The sequence below is a fragment of the Streptomyces sp. NPDC091371 genome (assembly GCF_040684275.1).
Lineage (GTDB): Bacteria > Actinomycetota > Actinomycetes > Streptomycetales > Streptomycetaceae > Streptomyces.
Genome location: NZ_JBFBFP010000003.1, coordinates 134670 through 154843, shown reverse-complemented (window position 1 = coordinate 154843; position 20174 = coordinate 134670). Strand labels below are relative to the sequence as shown.

Here is a 20174-nt window from a genome sequence, read left to right as displayed (position 1 = left end):
GCTCAGTCCACGTGCTCGCGGTAGCGCTCGATCACCTCCCGCAGTACCTCCGCGCCGTCCCGGGCCCACAGCCCGGGATTGAAGATCTCCACCTCCACCCGGCCCCGGTAGCCGGCCGCGTCAGCCAGCTCCCGGAAGGCCCTGAGGTCGATGGACCCGTCGCCCAGCTGCCCGCGCCCCAGCAGGACGCCCTGCGGCAATGGCGTCACCCAGTCCGCCACCTGCACCGACACGATGCGCCCGCCCTCGCCGGCCCGGCGCAGATCCGCGGGGAGCCGCTCGTCCCACCACAGGTGGTAGGAGTCCACCACCACCCCGACCTGCTCCGGGGGGAAGAGCTCGGCGAGGTCGAGGGCCTGGCCGAGGGTGGAGACGACGCAGCGGTCCGAGGCGTACATCGGGTGCAGCGGCTCGATGCCCAGCCGGACCCCGTGCCCGGCCGCCCACGGCGCCAGCTCACCGAGGATGTCCGCGATCCGGCCGCGCGCCCCCACCAGGTCCCGGTCGCCTTCCGGCAGCCCGCCCGAGACCAGAACCAGCGTGTCGGCGCCCAGTTCGGCGGCCTCCTCGACGGCCCGGCGGTTGTCCTCGAGCGCGTCGGCCCGCCCGCCGGGATCCGCGGCGGTGAAGAAGCCGCCCCGGCACAGCGAGCTGACGCGCAGCCCCGCTCCGGCGACCAGCTCGGCGGTCTCCCGCACCCCGTGCCGGCGGACGGGATCGCGCCAGAGCCCGACCGCGCCCACCCCGGCCGCCGTGCACCCGGCGACCAGCTCGGGCAGCGACCACTGGCGTATCGTCTCCTGATTGATGCTCAGCCGTGCGGGAGAGGTGCTCACGATTCCACCCCGTGTACGGACAGCAGCCGCCGCATCCGGTCCTCGGCCAGTTCCGGATCGGGGAACAGCCCCAGCCCGTCGGCGAGTTCGTACGCGGTCGCCAGGTGCGGGAGCGACCGGGCCGACTGGAGACCGCCCACCATCGTGAAGTGCTCCTGGTACCCGGCCAGCCAGGCGAGCAGGACCACTCCGGTCTTGTAGAACCGGGTCGGAGGTGCGAACAGGTGTCTCGACAGCGGGACCGTCGGATCCAGCAGTTCCCGGAAGCCCGTGACGTCGTCCCGGTCGAGCGCGATTGCGGCCCGCGCGGCGATCGGTGCGATCGGGTCGAAGATCCCCAGCAGCGCGTCGCAGGCCAGCTCCCCATCCCCGGCGATGAGTTCCGGGTAGTGGTAGTCATCGCCCGTGTAGCAGCGCACCCCGGCGGGCAGGCGCCGCCGTATGCCCACCTCCCGGTCCGCGTCCAGCAAGGAGACCTTGATCCCGTCCACCTTCTGCGGGCACTCGGCGATCACCTTCAGGAACACGTCCGTCGCCTCGTCGAGGTCTTCGTGCCCCCAGTAGCCGGCCAGCGCCGGATCGAACATCGGCCCCAGCCAGTGCAGTACGACCGGCCGCGCGCTCTGCCGGAGCAGGCCGCCGTACACCTCCAGATAGTCCTCCGGGCCGCGGGCCGCGGCGGCCAGGGCCCGCGAAGCCATCAGGACGGCGCCCGCCCCGCACGCCTCGGTGTGTGCGAGCTGCTCCTCGTACGCCGCGGTGATCGCGGCCAGGGAATGCGCGCCGTCGGCGGGGAGCTGGTCGGTGCCCGCGCCGCAGACGATCCGGCCGCCTGCCTCCCGGGCCTCCGCCGCCGAACGGCGTATCAACTCCGCGGCCGTGGGCCAGTCCAGGCCCATGCCCCGCTGCGCCGTGTCCATGGCCTCGGCGACCCCGAGCCCCTGGGCCCACAGCCGGCGCCGGAAGGCCAGCGTGGCCTCCCAGTCGACCACGGGACCCGCCTCGGCCGACGCGGCCAGCGGATCGGCGACCACGTGCGCGGCCGAGTAGAAGGCACGGCTGCGGGCGGGGCCGCAGGCGAGCGGTGTGAGGGGATCGGTGTTCGGGCGGTGCATGCGGTACGTGCCGTCCGCCGAGGGGAGCCGGATGCTCACAGGGTCACCTCCGGCACCGGGAGCCGACGTCCCTCGGCCGAGGAGCGCAGCCCGAGATCGGCGAGCTGTACCCCGCGCGCGCCGGCCAGCAGGTCCCACGGCCAGGGCTCGTCCAGTACGACGTGCCGCAGGAAGAGCTCCCACTGGGCCTTGAAGCCGTTGTCGGCGGGCTCGTTGTCCGGAACCTCCTGCCACTGCGAGCGGAAGGCCTCCGTCTGCGGCAGGTCCGGGTTCCACACCGGCTTGGGGGTCGCCGAGCGGTGCTGTATGCGGCACCCGCGCAATCCGGCGACGGCCGACCCGTGCGTGCCGTCCACCTGGAACTCCACCAGCTCGTCCCGGTTGACCCGGACCGCCCAGGAGGAGTTGATCTGGGCGACCACCCCGCCCTCCAGCTCGAAGATGCCGTAGGCGGCGTCGTCCGCAGTCGCCTCGTACGGCTTGCCCTCCTCGTCCCAGCGGCGGCCGATGTGGGTGCGGTGCAGCGCCTGCACGGTTTCCACCCGGCCGAACAGCTCGTGGAGCAGGTACTCCCAGTGCGGGAACATGTCGGCGACGATGCCGCCGCCGTCCTGCGAGCGGTAGTTCCACGAGGGCCGCTGGGCGGGCTGCCAGTCACCCTCGAAGACCCAGTAGCCGAACTCCCCCCGTACGGACAGGATCTCGCCGAAGAAGCCGCCCTCGATCAGCCGCCTCAGCTTGAGCAGCCCCGGCAGGAACAGCTTGTCCTGGACCACGCCGTGCTTGATCCCCGCGGCCGAGGCCAGCCGGGCCAGCTCCAGGGAGGCCTCGAAGCTCAGCGCCGTCGGCTTCTCGCAGTAGACGTGCTTGCCGGCCGCTATGGCCTGCCGTACGGCCGCCTCGCGGGCGCCGGTGACCTGTGCGTCGAAGTAGATCTCCACCTCGGGATCCGCGAGAACGGCCGCGAGGTCCGTGCTGACGTGCTCCAGCCCATGCCGCTCGGCGATGGCCCGCAGGGCGGGCTCCCGGCGCCCCACGAGCACCGGCTCCGGCCACAGCACCCTGCCGTCGCCCAGGTCGAGGCCGCCCTGCACGCGCAGGGCGAGCAGGGACCGGAGCAGATGCTGCCGGTACCCCATGCGGCCGGTGACGCCGTTCATGGCGATCTTGATCGTCCTGCGCTCCACGATGCCCCTCCCCATTCGATGACAGAAAGCACAGAAAGCGCTTTCACTCTCGCCAGGCTAGGGCGGGGATTCTCCGCCGCGCAAGACTCGAACGAGTGACGGAAAGCGCTTTCTTTTTCTGGGAGCATGGAGGTCCACGGACCGGATGAGACGATGGCCCTGGACCAGCAGAGGAGGGGGAGCGGTATGGCGGTGACTCTCGCCGAGGTCGCGGCACACGCGGGTGTTTCGCCCGCCACGGTCTCGCGCGTACTGAACGGCGGGTACCCGGTGGCCGGTTCCACCCGGACCCGGGTGGAGCAGGCCGTAGAAGACCTCGGTTACGTGGTGAACGGCCCGGCCCGCGCACTGGCGGCCGCCACCTCCGACCTCGTCGGCGTCCTCGTCCACGACGTGGCCGACAGCTTCTTCGGGATCCTCGCCGGTTCCCTGCAGAGCGCCCTGGCGCCCGTCGGCACGGGAGGCGCCCGCCGGCTCGCCTTCGTCTGCAACACGGAGGGCGTCCCCGAGGCCGAGCTGGCCTACCTCGTCCTGCTGGAGGGGCAGCGGGCGGGCGGCCTCGTCCTCACCGGCGGCGCCGTCGAGGAGCCGGAGCACACCGCGGCACTGGCCGCCCGCATCGCGCGGGCGGCGGCCAACGGCGCCCCCGTCGTCCTGTGCGGGCGGCCGCCGCTGCCGGTGCCCGCCGGGCTGCCCGTCGCCACCGTCATGTTCGACGACCGCGGCGGCGCCTTCCGCCTCGCCGAGCACCTGCTGTCGCTCGGGCACCGCCGGATCGCCTATATCGCCGGCCCGCCGGGTCTGAGTACCACCCGGGAGCGGCTGGCCGGACACCACGCCGCCCTGGTGCGGCACGACCCCGGTCTGGCCGAGACCTGCGCCGAGCTCACCGTGCACGCCGGCTTCGAGCGCGCGGCGGGTTATGACGCCACCCGCGAACTCCTGCGCCGCGGGGCCCGCTTCACCGCCGTGGCCGCCGCCAACGACACCGTCGCCACCGGAGTCGCCGCCGCCCTGCGCGAAGCGGGCATACGCATCCCCGAGGACGTCTCCGTCGCGGGCTTCGACGACCTCCCGGTCTGCGTCGACACCGCCCCCGCGCTGACCACGGTGCGCGTGCCCCTGCGCGAGGCCGGTGTACTCGCCGCCCAACTGGTCACGGGCCGCCGGCCGCTGCCCCCGGGCGGGATCACCACGCTGCCCACCGAGCTGATGGTCCGGGCGTCCACCGCGCCGCCCCCGCCGGACGGAGGCCGCCCGTGAAGTACGCCTTCTCCACGCTCGGCCTGCCCGGCACCCCACTCGACCGCGCTGCGGCCCTCGCCGCGTCCCACGGGTTCCACGGCCTCGAACTGCGCGCCCACCCCGAGGAGCCCCTGCACCCGGGCACCCCGGCCGCCGAGCGCGCCGCCGGACTGCGGACCCTGGGCGCCGCCGGCATCACCGCCCTCGGGATCGCGGGCTACGCCCAGGTGGCCGCCCCCGGTGAGGACGAGCCGGTCCTCGCCGAACTGCGGGGCCTGGTCGGGCTCGCGGCCGACCTGGAAGCCCCGTACGTGCGCGTCTTCCCCGGCGGCGGCGATCAGCCCGAGGCGGCCGCCGACGCCCGCGCCGTCCGCCGGCTGCGGGCAGCCGCGCCGTTCGCCGAGCGCCACGGCGTGCGGATCCTGCTGGAGACCCACGACTCCCACCGCACCGCCGCCGCGGCGGCCCGCGTCCTCGACGCGGTCGCCCGCCCCGGCGCCGGCGCGCTGTGGGACGTCCTGCACACCTGGCTGGGCGGCGAATCCCCGGCCGAGTCCCTGCGCACCCTTGGCCCGCACCTGGGCTACGTACAGGTGAAGGACGTGGCGTCGCCGCGGGAACTCACCCCGCTCGGCCTGGGCGCCGGGACACTCCCGCTCGCCGAGGCGGTGCGGGCGGCGCCGCCCGACGGCTGGCTCTGCTGGGAGTACGAGAAACGGTGGTATCCCGCCGCCGCCGAACTGCCGGCGCAGCTCACCCGCGGCCGGGAGTACCTGGAGCGCCTGCTGGCGAGCCGGCCCGGGTAGCCGCGGACCCCGGCGGCCCGGGGCGTCCTACCAGCCGTCCGGCATCATGCTTCTTGTGAGCACCATCGTGAAGTTCTTCGTGGCACCGGACGATGCGTCGGCCGCCCTCGTCGTCAGGACCGGACCGGGACGTGCCGTCGCGTCCCTCTCGTTCGGCAACGTCGATCCCGAAGAGGCCGTGGTCGAGTGGGAATGCCTCTTCGGCGGAGGCAGTTTCGAGGAACTGCTGGAGGCCGGCGAACCGAGGATCGTCGCGGGCGGGGACGATGACGCATGCGTTGTCTTCGCGCTCTCCGACCGCTTGGTGCGGGCCCTGGCCGAGGGGGAGCCGCCCCGGCTGCATGACGTAGCCGTGGAGTGGGCCCGGCAGCGGGCGGAGGACGGGCAGCCGATCGATGCCGAGTTGGCCGGTGAGATGCTGAGCGGTCTGGGCGCTCTCGCCCACGGCGCGGGCGAGCTCGGTCACGGCTTGTACTGCTGGGTCGCGTAGAAGTCGGGTCCGGCCGGCATGCGCAGCGCCCCCGCCGCGTCGATCCGCGACCCTACGTGCGGATGGTGAGGAGGGGGAGGAGTTCCAGGTGTTGGCGGGGGGCGTCCTGTGGGGTGGCGGGCGACAGGCGGTCCAGTAGCAGGGCCGCCGCGCGTGCGCCCACCTCGTGCTTGGCCGGGGCCACCGCCGAGAGCGGGACGTCGGCCATGCCGGCCACCTCGTCGTCGTAGGTGATCACGGCCAGGTCCTCCGGCACCCGCACGCCCCGCGCCTGGAGCCGCGGGATCAGCATGATCGCGTCGGTGTCGCTGTGGATCAGGGCGGCGGTCACCCCGTGCTTCGCCACCGCGTCGCACAGGTAGTCCAGCGTCCGCGCGAACAGGTCCGCCTCGGACAGCGGGTCCGGCCCGGCCACCGGCCAGTCCGGTGCCGGCTCCAGTCCGAGCGCGGCCACGGCCGCCTCGTAGCCCGCCCGGAGCCGGGCCGAGGTCGGGGTCGACCGGCTGGCGAGGGCGATCCGCCGGTGGCCCAGCTCCACCAGGTGCTGCACGGCCCGGGCCGCGCCGTGCGCGTGGTCGGAGGCCACCCGGTCCAGGGCGGCCGCGGGGTGTCCCGGCGGCGCCCACCGCTCCACCAGCACGGTGGGAACCGGCAGTTCCGCCGTCCACGCGCCCTCGCCGGGCCCGGGCGAGCCGGCCTCCCAGTTCGGCGTCAGCAGCAGCCCGTCCGCGCCGGTGGACAGCAGCCGGTCCGCCTGCGTCCGGTCCTCGCCCGCCAGGTACCGCGTCAGCCCGACCGTCAGCCGGGCCCCCCGCGCCTCGACGGCCTCGCGGGCGCCGCGCACGACGTCGGCGTAGTAGTACTCGGTCGTCGGAACCACCATCCCGACCACCAGGCCCTCGCCCCCGCGCCCGGCCGGAACCGGTGCCGGGGTCGTCGCCGGCGCGGACGCGGCGGTTGGCGTGCGCCCCGGCTCCACCCGGCCGATCACCCCGTGCATCCGGTGGATCTCACCCCGGGCCGCCATCGCCTCGATGTCCCGGCGCAGGGTGACGGGGGAGATGCCGAGCTCCTGGGCCAGCTCCGCCACGCGCACGCTGCCCCGGGCCCGCACGAGCTCGCGCACCCGCGCCTGACGCTGGTCTACATGTGGTCTCACGTGGTCCCCCTGACGTGGTGACGGTCCGCTGCCGCGAGTCGGTACGCACCATCATAGGGAATCGATGCGATCGATACGATCGTTTCCGATCAACTTCGTCACGGCTGGGGTGCTCGACGCGTTCACTACGGAACCGCCCCGGGCCTCGCCCTGCCGCCACCGGGAACGGCCTGCCTAGACTGACCACTTGATCGATCCGGTAGCCGACGAGCGTGGAGGAACGAACCGCATGCGCCATCTCCCCCTGGGCAATTCAGGACTTCAGGTCTCCGCCGTCGGCCTCGGCTGCAACAACTTCGGGGGCCGCCTCGACGCCCGCGCCACCCGTGCCGTGGTCGACGCCGCACTCGACGCGGGCATCACCCTCCTCGACACCGCCGACATCTACGGCGGCCTCGGCGGCTCCGAGAGCCACCTCGGCCAGGCCCTCAAGGGCCGCCGCGACCAGGTCGTCCTGGCCACCAAGTTCGGCTTCGCCGGGATGGACATGAAGTACGGGCCCGCCGCCGGAGCCCGCGGCGGCCGCGCCTACATCCGGCGGGCCGTCGAGGAGTCCCTGCGCCGCCTCGACACGGACCACATCGACCTCTACCAGCTGCACAGCCCCGACCCGGCCACTCCGATCGCCGAGACCCTGGCCGCGCTCACCGAGCTCGTCACCGAGGGCAAGGTCCGCTACATCGGCCACTCCAACCTCAGCGGCTGGCAGCTCGCCGAAGCCGCCCACGTCGCCCGCGAGACCGGCGCGGCACCCTTCGTATCGGCGCAGAACCAGTGGTCGCTGCTGGAGCGGTCGGCAGAACGCGAACTGGTCCCCGCCGCCCTGCACTACGGCGTCGGTGTGCTCCCGTACTTCCCGCTCGCCAACGGCCTGCTGACCGGCAAGATCCGCCGGGGCGCACCCGTACCGGCCGGCTCCCGCCTCGAAGGCCGCGACACCTACCTCACCGAGCAGCGCCTCGACGTGGTCGAAGCGCTCGCCGCCCTCGCCGAGAAGCACGGCCGCAGCATCCTCGAACTGGCCATCGGCTGGCTCGGCGCCCAGCCCGGCTGCGCCTCCGTCATCGCCGGAGCCACCTCCGCCGAGCAGGTGCGCGCCAACGCCGCCGTCGCCGACCGCCCACTGGACGCCGAGCTGGTCGCCGAGATCGACGCCATCGCCCCGGCCGCCGCATGACCGCCACCGCCCGCCCGCCGCTGCGCTGCGCGCTCCTCGACGACTTCCAGAGCGTCGGCGCCACCGCCGCCGACTGGTCGCCGCTCGCCGGCCGCGTCGAGGTGGTGAGCTTCCCCGATCACACGGACGACGAGGACGAACTCGCCGCCCGGCTGGCAGGCTTCGACATCGTCGTCACCCTGCGCGAACGCGTGCCCTTCCCCGGCTCGCTGCTCGACCGGCTGCCGCGCCTCCGCCTCCTCATCGCCTCCGGCATGCGCAACAGCGTGATCGACTACGCGGCCGCCGCACGGGCCGGCGTGACCGTCTGCGGCACCGCCAGCTCCTCCACCCCGCCCGTGGAACTGACCTGGGCCCTGCTGCTCGGCCTGGCCCGCGGCCTGGTCCAGGAGTCCGCCGCCCTCCGCGACGGCGGCCCCTGGCAGCAGACGGTCGGCGCGGACCTGCACGGGCGGCGGCTCGGACTGCTCGGCCTCGGCAAGATCGGCAGCAAGGTCGCCCAGGTCGGGCTCGCCTTCGGCATGGACGTGGTGGCCTGGAGCGGCAACCTCACCAAGGAACGGGCCGACGAGGTGGGGGTCGCCCTCGCGCCCTCCAAGGAGGAGCTCCTCGCCAGCAGCGACTTCGTCTCCGTCCACCTCGCGCTCGGCGAGCGCAGCCGCGGCCTCATCGGCGCGGCCGAGCTGGCCCTGATGCGGCCGACCGCGTACCTGGTCAACACCTCCCGGGCCGCCATCGTCGACCAGCGGGCACTCCTCGAAGCCCTGCACGCGGGCCGGATCGCGGGCGCGGGCCTCGACGTCTTCGACATCGAGCCGCTGCCCGCCGACCACCCCCTGCGGACCGCGCCGCGGCTGCTCGCCACCCCGCACCTGGGCTATGTGACCCGGTCCAACTACGCCACGTACTACGGCGAAGCCGTCGAGGACGTCATCGCGTTCCTCGACGGCTCACCCGTACGCGTACTCGGCTAGGACCGGACGGTTCTCCCGCTCGCGACACTCACGACACGATGTCCTTGCGGGAGAACCCACGGAACGCCAGGGCGAACAGCACCAGCGCGTACGACACCGACACCGCCGCGCCCTTGATCATCCCGCCCCACTCCAGCTGCGGCTGCAAGGCGTCCGCCCATGCGAACTGCCAGTGCGCCGGCAGGAACTCGCGCCACGAGCCGAGCGCGGTCACCGCGTCCAGTACGTTGCCGACGATCGTCAGCCCGACCGCCCCGCCCACCGCGCCCAGCGGCGCGTCCGTCCGCGTGGACAGCCAGAACGCCAGCCCCGCCGTCACCAGCTGCGAGACGAAGACGAAGGCCACCGCGAGCGCGAGCCTCGGCACCGTGTCCCCGGCCGGCAGCGCCCCGCCCGCCGGGAGCTGCAGCGGCCCCCACCCGTACGCGGCCGTTCCCACGGCGAGGGCCACCACCGGCAGCAGCACCATCGCCGCCAGGCTGAAGCCGAGCGCCACGACCAGCTTGCTCCACAGCAGCCGTGCCCTCGGCACGGGCGAGGCCAGCAGGTAGCGCAGCGAGGACCAGCTCGCCTCCGAGGCCACCGTGTCCCCGCAGAACAGCGCCACCGGCACTACCAGCAGGAAGCCGGCCGAGACGAACAGGCAGGTCGCGGCGAAGTTCGCGGCCGAAGCCGTGGCCGTGTCGATCAGGGTGATCCGGCCGTCACCGCCGCCCCGGCTGCCCGGTCCGCCACCCACCGCGAACGCGATCATCAGGATGAACGGCAGCGCGGCCAGCACCCCGCCCATCACCAGCGTCCGCCGCCGGCGCCACTGCCTCAGCGCCTCCACGCGGAGCGGCAGCGTACGGCTCGCCCGGTAGCCCGGAGCCACCTCTTGCATCACGCTCGCGGCCGTCATGCCGGACCTCCGATCAGGGTGAGGAACGCGTCCTCCAGTCGCCGGTGCGGTCCCACTCCGGCCACCGGCACCTCCAGCCGTACGAGTTCCGCGATCAGCCCCGCGGCCGTCGCGCCTTCCAGCCTTACGAGCAGCCCGTCATCGGTGGCCGCCACCGAACCCACTCCCTCCAGCGTCGCGACCTTCTCGACCGCCGCCTCGTCCACCGGCTCCGCCAGCGTCACCAGCAGCGTGTCACCGCCGCCCGTGATCTCGGCGACCTCGCCCGCCGCCACCCGCCGCCCGCGGTCCATGACCACCAGGTGCGTGCAGGACTGCTCCACCTCCGACAGCAGGTGGCTGGAGACGATGACCGTCCGGCCGCCCGCCGCGTAGCGGATCATCACGTCCCGCATCTCCCTGATCTGCGGCGGGTCCAGACCGTTCGTCGGCTCGTCGAGGATCAGCAGGTCCGGCAGCCCGAGCATGGCCTGCGCGATCGCGAGCCGCTGGCGCATGCCCTGCGAGTACGTGCGCACCGCCCGCTCCAGCGCGTCGCCGAGCCCGGCGATCTCCAGGGCCTCCGCCATGTGCGCGTCCTCGGCGGGCCGTCCGGTGGCCTGCCAGTACAGCTCCAGGTTGGCGCGCCCGGTCAGGTGCGGAAGGAAACCCGCGCCCTCCACGAAGGCCCCGACCCGCGACAGCACCGGCGCCCCGGCCCGCACCGCGTGCCCGAACACCCGGATCTCCCCGGCGTCCGGCGAGATCAGCCCCATCAGCATCCGCAGGGTGGTGGTCTTCCCGGCCCCGTTGGGCCCGAGCAGCCCCAGCACCTGCCCCTTCTCCACCCGGAAGGAAAGGTCCCGCACCGCGTACCGGTCCTGCGCCTTCGCGTACCGCTTCGTCAGTCCCGTGATCTCCAGCGGTACGTCGGCCGGCGCGGCCTCCGGCTGCGCCGCCGCGGGCCGCCGCCCCGTCCTGCGGATCCCGAGCAGCGCCGCGGCCAGCGCGGCGGCGCCCAGCGGCAGCCCCCACGTCCAGGCGGGCAGCCCGGCCGCCGAGGTCCGTACTCCGGGCGCCTCGGGGACGGTCAGGGCGCTGCGTGCCGCGACCGTGTACGTCGCCGGCGCGGCCGGGGTCGCGTAGCCGAGGTCGGTCGCGGCGACCACCAGCCGCAGCCGGTGCCCGGCCTCCACGGCGTGGTCGATCGCGGGCAGCCGCAGCTCGACGTCCACGCCCTGCTGCGCGTTCTCCACTCGTACCGGGGCGACCAGCTGACTGGGCAGCACCTGCTGACGCCCGTCCGGCCCGACGTCGTACACCTTGCCGAACAGGACGGCCGATCCGTCGGCAGCCGTCGACCTCACGTTCAGGGTGACGGTCGGCGTGCCCGTGATGCGCACCTCGCGCGTCAGCGGCTCCGACTCGAACCGGGCGTGCTGGCCGGGGAAGTCCAGTGAGAGCCCGGCCCCGAAGGCGGCGAGCTGCCCGCCGATGCCGGGTAGCGAGGACAGGGCGGGAGGAGCCCCGCCCGCGGGATTGGCGAAGGTCTGCTCGCGCCCGGCCAGCGCGAACTCCCGCGGGCCGGAGGCCAGCCCGGGGTACTGCCCGCCGCTCGCGCCGCGCAGCTGCACCCGGCCGTCGGTGGAGTCGATGCCGCCGGAGCGCGAGACCCGGAACACCGGGCCGGTGTCCGCGCCCGCGTCCCCCTTGAGGTGGCGGTCGAACCACGATGCGACCCGGTCCTCGGCCCGGTCCGCCTCGCGCATGCCCCCGTCGTGGCCGCCGGCCGCCCAGTCCACGGAGACGGGCGCACCGTTCGCCGCAATGGCCTTGGCCATGGCGTCGGCCTGGTCCAGCGGGAACAGGGAGTCGTCCTGGCCCTGCACGATCAGCGTCGGCACCTTGATCCTGGCGCCCACGGCCGACGGACTGCGCTGTTCCAGCAGGGCGCGGGCCTCGGGGTCGGGCTTCCCGGCCGTCGCGACGCGCTCGTACATGGCGCACAGCTCGGGCTGGAACCGGCCGCAGCCGGGGGCCGGGGGAGCCTCCCGCTGCGGCCCCTCCCGCTGCGGACCCGCCTGCTGCTGCATCCCGCCGGCGGAGCCGGTGGTGAAGAAGATGCCGGACCACAGCTTCTTGAACACGCCCTGGGGGAAGAGGGAGTCCGCGAGGTTCCAGTAGGTGATCTGCGGGGCGATGGCGTCCACCCGCCGGTCGTGGCCGGCGGCGAGCAGCGAGACGGCACCGCCGTAGGAGGCTCCGGAGACGCCGACGCGCGGATCGCCGTCCGCGTCGAGGAGCACCTCCGGGCGGGCCGCCAGCCAGTCGACGAGCCGCGAGACGTCCTTGACCTCGTAGTCGGGGTCGTTCAGCCCGATCTCGCCGCCGGAACGGCCGAAGCCGCGCGCCGACCAGGTCAGCACGGCGTACCCGTCCCGGGCCAACCCCTCGGCCTGCTCGCGGACATCGTCCTTGCTGCCCCCGAAGCCGTGCCCCAGGAGGACGGCGGGACGTTTCTCCCCGCCGTCGGTGGTGAAGTACGAGATGTCGATCCCGACATCGGGCGCCTGCCGGCCGGGCATCTTCAGCACCTGGTCCTGGCGGCGCACGGTCGGCTGGTCGCCGCCGCCCGCCACCGACCAGGTGCCGGCTCCCGCGACGACGGCGAAGGCTGCGGCGCCCGCCAGCAGGCGGTCTCGGCGGTGCCGGGGCAATCGGAGCTTCATATGGGAACCCTAGACGCCCGGGTGCCCCGCGCCCGAGCGCCCGAAGGGGGATGTCCGGCACTTCTCGAGGAGTACGCCGACCGCTCCGTGTACCGCGCCTGCGGTATCCGCGCGACCGCTGCCGAGCTGTTCCGACCTGCGCCCCGCGCCCCGCGGCGGGAGGATGGCCGCATGCTGCTGGCCGAGCTCGCGCGCGTGTCCCGGGAGGTCGCCGACACCTCCGCCCGCTCCCGCAAGACCGCCCTGCTCGCGGAACTCTTCGCCGCCGCGCCGCCCGAGGAGGCCGGACTGGTGATCGCGTACCTCGCCGGGCGCCTCCCGCAGGGCCGCCCGGGCATCGGCTGGCGCGCCCTGGCCCAGGAGGTCCCGCCCGCGCAGGAGCCCACGCTCACGGTGCCCGCCGTCGACGCGGCGGTCACCGAGCTCGCCGCCGCCAAGGGCACCGGGTCGCAGGCGGAGCGGCGCCGGATCCTCGGCGCGCTGCTGGGCGCGGCCACCGGGGCCGAGCAGGCGTTCCTGCGCAGCCTGCTCTCCGGGGAGGTGCGCCAGGGCGCGCTGGACGCGGTCGCCCTGGAGGGCGTGGCCGCGGCCGCCGGGGTGCCGGCCGCCGCCCTGGGCCGCGCGGTGATGCTCGACGGCTCGCTGCCCCGGGTCGCGCAGGCCGTGCTGGCCGGCGGCGCGGAGGCGCTGGGCGGGTTCACCCTGCGCGTCGGGCAGCCCGTCCAGCCGATGCTGGCGAACACCGCCGGGTCCCTCGCCGAGGCGCTGGAGGCGCTCGGGCCCTGTGCGGTGGAGGAGAAGCTCGACGGGATCCGGGTCCAAGTGCACCGCGAGGGTGCCGACGTACGGGTGTACACGCGCTCCCTCGACGAGATCACGGACCGGCTGCCCGAGGTGGCGGAACTCGCCCGGGCGCTGCCGGGGGAGCGGTTCATCCTCGACGGGGAGGTCATCGGGCTGGCCGCGGACGGCCGGCCGGTCCCCTTCCAGGACATCGCGAGCCGGGTCGGCTCCCGCGTGGACGTCGCGGCGGCCCGGCAGGCGCTCCCGGTCGTCCCCTGCTTCTTCGACGTCCTGGCCGTCGGCGAGGACGTGCTGCTCGACCTCCCGGTCCGCGCACGGTACGAGGCCCTCGCCGCCCTCGTGCCCGAGCACGCCCGGGTCCGCCGGCTCGTGGTGGAGGACCCGGTGGCGCAGGCGGCCGAGGCCGAGGAGTTCCGGGCCGAGACCCTGCGCCGCGGCCACGAGGGCGTCATGGTCAAGGCCCTCGACTCCTCCTACGCGGCCGGCCGGCGCGGCAAACACTGGCTGAAGGTGAAACCCGTGCACACCCTCGACCTGGTGGTCCTCGCCGCCGAATGGGGCCACGGGCGGCGCACCGGCCTGCTGTCGAACCTGCACCTGGGCGCGCGGGCCGCCGACGGCACGTACGCCATGCTCGGCAAGACCTTCAAGGGGCTCACCGACGAGATGCTGCGCTGGCAGACCGGAGCCCTGCGCGCCCTCGCCATCTCGGACGACGGTTTCACCGTGCGGGTGCGGCCCGAACTGGTCGTGGAGATCGCCTACGACGGCCTCCAGCGCTCCCCGCGCTACCCGGCGGGGGTGGCCCTGCGCTTCGCGCGGGTGCTCAGGCACCGCCCGGACAAGAGCGCGGAGCAGGCGGACACGGTGGAGAGGGTGCTGGGAGGAGGCGGCGGTTTTGCCTCAGAGGCACGTTAGATTGCCAAGCAGGCAAGCATCTGGCTCAATCGGGGCATGACACCCGGTCCTGCCCCCGGTCCCGCCCCCGGTCCCGCCCCCGGACCCGCCCCCGGTCCCGAAGAGGCGCCCGACGAGCTGCCCGCCGTCGCCCCGCAACTGCGCGAGCTGCGCCGGCGCGCCGGCCTCACCCTGGAAGCCGCCGCCGCCCGGGCCCGGCTCTCGCCCGCCCACCTGTCCCGCCTGGAGACCGGCCGCCGCCAGCCTTCGCTGCCGCTCCTGCTCGGACTCGCGCGCACCTACGGCACCACGGTCTCCGAGCTGCTCGGCGAGACCCCCGCCGTCGCCGATCCCATCGTACGGGCCGGCGGCCCGGGCGCCCGCGAGGCCGACGGGTGGACCTACTGGCAGGCCGGCGGCTCCGGGCGCGGGATGCAGGCCCTGCGCGTGCACGTCCCCCACGGCCGCAGCCAGGGCGAGCTGGTCCGCGTACATCCCGGCGAGGAATGGCTGTACGTGCTCGACGGGCGGCTGCGCCTGCACCTGGGCGAGGCCGAGTACCTCCTCGAACCGGGGGACAGCGCCCACTTCGACTCCCTCACCCCGCACCGGATCGGCGCGGCCTCGGCGGGCGGGGCGGAGCTGCTGTTCGTCCACACGCTGCTGCAGAGCAGCCTCGCCGGGCTGTGCCTCGGCGGGTCCGCCACGTCCACGCACCACCGATGAGCCGAGGAGCCGTACCCATGTCCCAAGAAGAGATCGGGGTGACCGCCGTGACCCCCGCGACCATGCGGTCCCGCATCGAAGCGAAGTTCCCGCGCGGCCTCGTCATCCGGCTGATCGCCTACCTGTTCGTCGGCCACCTCTTCGCCTTCTTCGTCTACCTCCTCTTCGTCCTGGGCGCCCAGAACCAGTGACGCCGCGGGGCGTGTGACCGCATGCCGCACGACTCTGGAAACGTGCAGGTCCTGTGGCTACCCTCCGCGCATGATTCCCACGGTTGTCTGGGGCACCGGCAACGTCGGCCGTTTGGCCATTCGTGCCGTCGAGGCCCATCCCGCGCTGGAGCTCACCGCCGTCATCGTCCACGACCCGGCCAAGGTCGGCCGCGACGCGGGCGAACTCGGCGGACTCCCCCACCCGTTGGGGGTGGCGGCCACCGACGACATCGAGGCCGTACTGGCCGCCCGCCCCCGCGCCGTGGTGTACGCCGCCTCCGGCGACGTCCGCCCCGACGACGCACTCGCCGACATCACCCGGGCCATCAGGTCCGGGGCCGTCGTCGTCAGTCCCGCCCTGTACCCGCTCTACGACCACCGCAGCGCCCCACCGGAGTTCCGCGACCCGGTCCTGGCCGCCATCGCCGAGGGCGGAGGCTCGCTCTTCGCCTCCGGTGTCGACCCCGGCTGGGGCAACGACGTCCTCCCGCTCCTGCTCAGCGGACTGGGCACCACCATCGACGCCATCCGCTGCCAGGAGATATTCGACTACTCCACCTACGACCAGCCGGACTCCGTCCGCTACCTCGTCGGCATGGGCCAGCCCATGGACTACGAACCGATGATGCTCATGCCCGCCATCCCGACCATGGTGTGGGGCGGGCAGATCAGGATGATGGCCCGGGCCCTCGGCGTCGAACTCGACGAGATCCGCGAAACCTCGGAGCGCCGACCGCTCGACACCACCGTGACCACCCGCACCATGGGCGAGTTCGAAGCCGGCACCCAAGGGGCGATCCGCTTCGAGGTGCAGGGCATCGTCGAGGGCGAACCCCGCATCGTCATCGAGCACGTCACCCGTATCCACGCCTCGTGCGCACCGGACTGGCCGGCCCCGCCCGACGGCGGCGACGGCGCCCACCGGGTCGTCATCGAGGGCCGCCCCCGCATCGAGGTCACCGTCGAGGCCACCGACGAGGGCGACAACCGCTCGGCCGGCGGCAACGCCACCGCCGTGGGCCGCCTGGTGAGCGCCATCGACTGGCTCACCGAGGCGGAACCCGGACTCTACGACGCCCTCGACGTCCCGCTGCGCCCCGCCATCGGCAGACTCGGAAGGAAGCAGTCATGAGGATCGACATCCCCGAAGGCCAGCACCCCATCGAGTACGTGTGGGGGGACATGGTCCCCGGCATCGGCATGGCCGCGGCGAACTTCTCGCTGTCGGTGTACGCCCACACCACCCTGGGGCTGCGCGAGTTCGAGGCGGCCCGACTGCGGGTCGCGCAGATCAACGGCTGTGTGTTCTGCCTCGACTGGCGCACGGAACGGGACGGCGAGAAGGTCGAGGAGGAGTTCTCGGAGGCGGTCACCGAGTGGCGCACCACCGAGGCCTTCGACGACCGGACCCGGCTGGCGGCGGAGTACGCCGAGCGGTACACCCTGGACCACCACGGGCTCGACGAGGAGTTCTGGGACCGGATGACCGCGCACTACAGCCAGTTGGAGATCGTGGAGCTGACCATGAGCATCGGCTCCTGGCTGGCCTTCGGCCGGCTCAACCACGTGCTCGGCCTCGACAGCGTGTGCGTGCTGCCCGGCCATTGACGCGGGTCGTACCGCAGCCGCCGCGGCGGCTGCGGTACGGGGCCACGGGCTCAGAGCTCCTCCAGCACCGCCCGGATCACGTGCCGGGCGCCCAGCGCCATGGCCGGGTTCGTGTCGCGGTAGTACGGCAGCGCGATGAGCGCCTGGGAGAGCGTCCGGCCCCGGCCGCGGATCCAGGTCGCCCGGTCCACGCCGAGCGCCTCGCGGAACACCTCCCGCGCGTCGGCCGGGAGCAGGTTCCAGGCGGGGAACAGGTCGCAGGCGGGATCGCCCACGCCCGTGCACCCGAAGTCGATCACCGAGGTCAGCCTGCCGTCGTCCACGAGCAGGTTGCCCGGCGTCAGGTCGGCGTGCAGCCACACCGGGGGCCCGTCCCACTCCGGCGCCCGCAGCGCGTTCTTCCAGACTGCGGCCACGGCATCGCAGTCGACGCCTTCCTCCGGCAGCCCCCGCAACTGCTCGATCGCCGCCAAGGTCGCCGCGTCCAGCGCGGCGAGGGGCCCGCCGCGGTGGGCCTTCGGCGCCCCGGCAGGCTGATGCCCCGCATGGCCGCCACGAAGGCCGCCAGGTCCTCGGCCAGTCGTACGGGCTGCCCGAGCGCGCCCGCCACCGGGGTCTGCCCGGCCCGCCACCGGTACACCGACCAGGGCCAGGGATAGCCTTCCGCGGGCTCCCCGGCGCCGAGCACCTCGGGGATCGCCGTGGGCAGCCGGGCCGCGAGGAGCGGCAGCCAGTGCCGCTCCATCCCCACGTCCTCGGCTCCGTCCCGCACCAGGGGCAGCCGTACGACCATGACGTCACCCAGCCGGTACATGGCGTTGACCGTGCCGCCGGACGGGAACCGCTCCACCGGGAGCCCCGCCCACCGGGGGAACTGCCCGGCGACCAGGCGCCGTACGAGGTCCTCGTCGATGGGGTGCTGTCCGGGGTGCATCTGTGCTGTGCCCATGGGCCGCCATCCGACCGTCCGACGCCCTGGGGCGTCAAACGCTTTTCCGGCGGCCCGCGGGATCCGCGCCGGCGTCCCTTACAGGTCGGTGGCGATGATCTTCTCGATGTTGCGTTCGGCGAGCGCCGTGATCGTGACGAACGGGTTGACGCTGGTGTTGCCGGGGATGAGCGCTCCGTCGATCACGTACAGGCCGGTGTAGCCGTGCAGGCGCCCGTAGTTGTCGGTGGCCTTGTTCAGGACCGCGCCGCCGAGCGGGTGGTAGGTGAGGGTGTCGTTCCAGATCTTGTTGCCGCCGAACAGGTCGGTCCGGTAGATCGTGCCCTCCTTCGCGTTGATCTTGTCGAAGATGGTCTTGGCCATGTCGATCGACGGCTGCTTCCAGGCCGTCTGCCAGCTGAGGTCGGCCTTGCCGGTGGCGGCGTTCCAGCTGAACTCGGCGCGGTTCGGGTTCTTCGTGATCGACAGGTAGAACGAGGCGTACGTCTCGATGCCGGTGGGGAGCGGCGCCACCTCGGCGAACGCGCCGCCGGCGTCCCAGTTGTCGATGCCGGAGCAGGGGATGGTGGCCTGGAGCTTCCCGGTCGGGTCCCACATGTGGTTGGCGCGGCCGCACATGACGTTGCCGTTGTCGCCCCAGCCCTTGCCGACCTCGCTGTTGAGGTCGGGCAGCGCGCCCGTGGCCTTCAGCTTGACCAGGAGCTTGCTGGTGCCGACGCTGCCGGCCGCGAAGAACACCCGGTCCGCGGTCACCGTCTTGGTGGCCACGGTGTCGCCGGTGGTGTTGAGCTGGTCGATGCCGACCGTGTAGCCGCCGCCGGTCGTGGGGGTGACCGTGGTGACCTTGTGCAGGGCGGAGATGGAGACCTTGCCCGTGGCCCTCGCCTGGGCGAGGTAGGTCTGTACGAGGGACTTCTTGCCGTGGTTGTTGCCGTAGAGGATCTCGCCGTCGAGCGCCGACTTGGGGACGGTGCCGGCGGCCTCCTGCTCCATGTAGTCCCAGTCGTACACGTCGGGGACGAAGGTCCACGCGAAGCCGGAACGCTGGGCGTGCTTCCGGCCGACCCGGGAGAACTGGTAGCAGGCGGCCGTCTCGAACCAGGCGGGGTCGATCATGCCGACCCCGAGCCCGGCGTTGGCCCGCGGGTAGTACGTGTTGTACATCTCGTCCGCGTCGACCGAGGGGAGGACGGCCTGGAAGTTGGCCCGCTTGGGCGTGACGGCCATCCCGCCGTTGACCAGCGAGCCGCCGCCGACGCCGCGGCCCTGGTAGACCGTGATGCCGGCGAAGTCCTCGGCGTCGAGGATGCCCGTGTACTTGGGGACGTCCTTGTCGATGGGGAAGCCGAGGAAGTTGCTCAGCGGCGCCTTGGTCCGGGTGCGGAGCCAGAACGAGCGGTAGTCCGGGCTGGTCACCTTCGGGAAGACCTTGCCGTCCGACCCCGGGGTGACCCAGTCCATGCCCATCTCGATCATCTGCACGTCGACGCCCGCCTGCGCGAGGCGCAGCGCCGCGACGGAGCCGCCGTAACCGGTGCCGATGATCAGGGCCGGGACGTGGGCGCCGCTTTCGATGGGAGCGGCCGCGGCGCCGGCCGCGGCCTGAGCCTCAGCCGGGGCGAGGTGGCCCGAGAGGGTCACCGCCCCGAGAATGGAACTCGTTCTAGCGATGAATCCACGACGCGAAATTCCAGGGGAAGCGTTTCCGGGCAGGGCTCGGTCACTCATGTGACGTTCCTCACTCTCGGCGGAATGGGAACGAGTTCTACTGCTGCCCTCGTGTGAAGTCACTACATACGTCTAGGTAACTTTCGGTCGATCACGTAACAGACGAAGCCGGTTCCCGACGCCCGACCCAGCCCAGCACCAGCACGGAAGCGACCGCCGCGAAGGCGCACCACGCGGAGGCGAATTCCAGTCGCCACAGCGCTGAGCAGGCCAATGCCCCGGCGGCCGGCACCGCTCCGAGGAACCGCAGCCGCCGGTCCGCGGCGAGCAGCAGGGCGCCCAACGTGGCGAACAGATAGCCCGTCAGCACCAGGGGCATCCACGGAACCTTCACGCCGTAGCCCAGGGTGTGACCCCGGATCTCGGCGGTCACCGGCCCGGTCGCCAGGCAGTACGAGAGCACAGCACCCCGAGCGGCACCCACACGGGCAGCACGGGGAGGGCGATCACGGCCCAGGCCGTGGCGGCGGGCGAACGGCCGCCGCCACGGCGCCCAGACGGCGGCCTCCACCAGCTGGTGCGCGCCCAGCAGCGTGGCAGCGCGGCCAGCGGCAGGTCCCGGACGCGCCGCACCCGTACCAGGCACACCACTCCGGCGGCGGCGATGACCGTGCCCGCCGCCAGATCCGCCTCCGCGCTCCAGCGCATGGGA

The 20174-nt window shown here is 73.5% G+C and carries 17 protein-coding genes and 2 pseudogenes; 10 read left to right on the top strand and 9 right to left on the bottom strand.

What is annotated here, in order from left to right:
- Window positions 1-2 precede the first annotated feature (2 nt).
- The 3 genes from AB0O21_RS05925 to AB0O21_RS05915 are packed head-to-tail and all read right to left on the bottom strand — an operon-like array spanning window position 3 to window position 3138.
- On the bottom strand, window positions 3-836 hold the full coding sequence (locus tag AB0O21_RS05925; protein ID WP_365166708.1) for a sugar phosphate isomerase/epimerase family protein: 834 nt from the start codon (window positions 834-836) through the stop codon (window positions 3-5).
- Window positions 833-1990: a dihydrodipicolinate synthase family protein gene (locus AB0O21_RS05920; protein ID WP_365166706.1), complete on the bottom strand. Its 1158-nt coding sequence runs from the start codon at window positions 1988-1990 to the stop codon at window positions 833-835. The genes AB0O21_RS05925 and AB0O21_RS05920 overlap by 4 nt, the downstream gene beginning before the upstream one ends.
- Window positions 1987-3138, bottom strand: a complete 1152-nt coding sequence (locus AB0O21_RS05915) for a Gfo/Idh/MocA family oxidoreductase (protein WP_365166704.1) — start codon at window positions 3136-3138, stop codon at window positions 1987-1989. Before AB0O21_RS05915 ends, AB0O21_RS05920 begins: the two co-directional genes overlap by 4 nt.
- 186 nt (window positions 3139-3324) lie before the next feature.
- Here AB0O21_RS05915 and AB0O21_RS05910 point away from each other — a divergent pair, with 186 nt between their 5' ends.
- The 3 genes from AB0O21_RS05910 to AB0O21_RS05900 are packed head-to-tail and all read left to right on the top strand — an operon-like array spanning window position 3325 to window position 5679.
- The gene (locus AB0O21_RS05910) at window positions 3325-4401 is read left to right on the top strand and encodes a LacI family DNA-binding transcriptional regulator (RefSeq protein ID WP_365166702.1); all 1077 of its coding nucleotides are present in this window, start codon (window positions 3325-3327) and stop codon (window positions 4399-4401) included.
- Window positions 4398-5189 (top strand): sugar phosphate isomerase/epimerase, encoded by a 792-nt coding sequence (locus AB0O21_RS05905; RefSeq protein WP_365166700.1) that lies wholly within the window; start codon window positions 4398-4400, stop codon window positions 5187-5189. Before AB0O21_RS05910 ends, AB0O21_RS05905 begins: the two co-directional genes overlap by 4 nt.
- Before the next feature lie 55 nt (window positions 5190-5244).
- Window positions 5245-5679: a hypothetical protein gene (locus tag AB0O21_RS05900; RefSeq protein ID WP_365166698.1), complete on the top strand. Its 435-nt coding sequence runs from the start codon at window positions 5245-5247 to the stop codon at window positions 5677-5679.
- 52 nt (window positions 5680-5731) lie between these two features.
- Here the strand turns inward: AB0O21_RS05900 and AB0O21_RS05895 are convergent, their stop codons facing one another.
- Window positions 5732-6838 carry a substrate-binding domain-containing protein gene (locus tag AB0O21_RS05895; protein WP_365166695.1) on the bottom strand — a complete coding sequence of 369 codons (1107 nt, stop codon included), beginning with the start codon at window positions 6836-6838 and terminating at the stop codon, window positions 5732-5734.
- Between the two features lie 229 nt (window positions 6839-7067).
- Here AB0O21_RS05895 and AB0O21_RS05890 point away from each other — a divergent pair, with 229 nt between their 5' ends.
- Both AB0O21_RS05890 and AB0O21_RS05885 read left to right on the top strand, forming a co-directional pair.
- Window positions 7068-8015 (top strand): aldo/keto reductase, encoded by a 948-nt coding sequence (locus AB0O21_RS05890; protein WP_365166693.1) that lies wholly within the window; start codon window positions 7068-7070, stop codon window positions 8013-8015.
- On the top strand, window positions 8012-8989 hold the full coding sequence (locus tag AB0O21_RS05885; protein WP_365166690.1) for a D-2-hydroxyacid dehydrogenase family protein: 978 nt from the start codon (window positions 8012-8014) through the stop codon (window positions 8987-8989). Before AB0O21_RS05890 ends, AB0O21_RS05885 begins: the two co-directional genes overlap by 4 nt.
- 28 nt (window positions 8990-9017) lie before the next feature.
- Here the strand turns inward: AB0O21_RS05885 and AB0O21_RS05880 are convergent, their stop codons facing one another.
- Both AB0O21_RS05880 and AB0O21_RS05875 read right to left on the bottom strand, forming a co-directional pair.
- Window positions 9018-9890 (bottom strand): ABC transporter permease, encoded by an 873-nt coding sequence (locus AB0O21_RS05880; protein ID WP_365166688.1) that lies wholly within the window; start codon window positions 9888-9890, stop codon window positions 9018-9020.
- Window positions 9887-12598: an alpha/beta fold hydrolase gene (locus AB0O21_RS05875; RefSeq protein ID WP_365166686.1), complete on the bottom strand. Its 2712-nt coding sequence runs from the start codon at window positions 12596-12598 to the stop codon at window positions 9887-9889. The genes AB0O21_RS05880 and AB0O21_RS05875 overlap by 4 nt, the downstream gene beginning before the upstream one ends.
- A gap of 171 nt (window positions 12599-12769) precedes the next feature.
- Here AB0O21_RS05875 and AB0O21_RS05870 point away from each other — a divergent pair, with 171 nt between their 5' ends.
- The 5 genes from AB0O21_RS05870 to AB0O21_RS05850 all read left to right on the top strand — a co-directional run bounded on the left by AB0O21_RS05870 (window position 12770) and on the right by AB0O21_RS05850 (window position 16845).
- The gene (locus AB0O21_RS05870; protein ID WP_365166684.1) at window positions 12770-14320 is read left to right on the top strand and encodes an ATP-dependent DNA ligase; all 1551 of its coding nucleotides are present in this window, start codon (window positions 12770-12772) and stop codon (window positions 14318-14320) included.
- 36 nt (window positions 14321-14356) lie between these two features.
- The gene (locus AB0O21_RS05865) at window positions 14357-15025 is read left to right on the top strand and encodes an XRE family transcriptional regulator (protein WP_365166682.1); all 669 of its coding nucleotides are present in this window, start codon (window positions 14357-14359) and stop codon (window positions 15023-15025) included.
- A 17-nt stretch (window positions 15026-15042) separates the two neighbouring features.
- A complete protein-coding gene (locus AB0O21_RS05860) occupies window positions 15043-15216 on the top strand; it encodes a DUF6126 family protein (protein WP_365166680.1) in 174 nt (57 codons plus the stop codon).
- Window positions 15217-15286: 70 nt separating this feature from the next.
- Window positions 15287-16369, top strand: a complete 1083-nt coding sequence (locus AB0O21_RS05855) for a dihydrodipicolinate reductase (RefSeq protein WP_365166678.1) — start codon at window positions 15287-15289, stop codon at window positions 16367-16369.
- Complete coding sequence (locus AB0O21_RS05850) at window positions 16366-16845, top strand: carboxymuconolactone decarboxylase family protein (RefSeq protein WP_365166676.1); 480 nt, start codon at window positions 16366-16368, stop codon at window positions 16843-16845. Before AB0O21_RS05855 ends, AB0O21_RS05850 begins: the two co-directional genes overlap by 4 nt.
- A gap of 50 nt (window positions 16846-16895) precedes the next feature.
- On the opposite strand, the pseudogene AB0O21_RS05845 reads toward AB0O21_RS05850, so the two are convergent.
- The 3 genes and pseudogenes from AB0O21_RS05845 to AB0O21_RS05835 form a co-directional block, all read right to left on the bottom strand.
- Window positions 16896-17794, bottom strand: a pseudogene (locus AB0O21_RS05845) (aminoglycoside phosphotransferase family protein).
- 78 nt (window positions 17795-17872) lie between these two features.
- Window positions 17873-19522: a GMC oxidoreductase gene (locus AB0O21_RS05840; protein ID WP_365166674.1), complete on the bottom strand. Its 1650-nt coding sequence runs from the start codon at window positions 19520-19522 to the stop codon at window positions 17873-17875.
- 91 nt (window positions 19523-19613) lie between these two features.
- Window positions 19614-20170: pseudogene (locus AB0O21_RS05835) on the bottom strand (DUF6629 family protein).
- Between the last annotated feature and the right edge of the window lie 4 nt (window positions 20171-20174).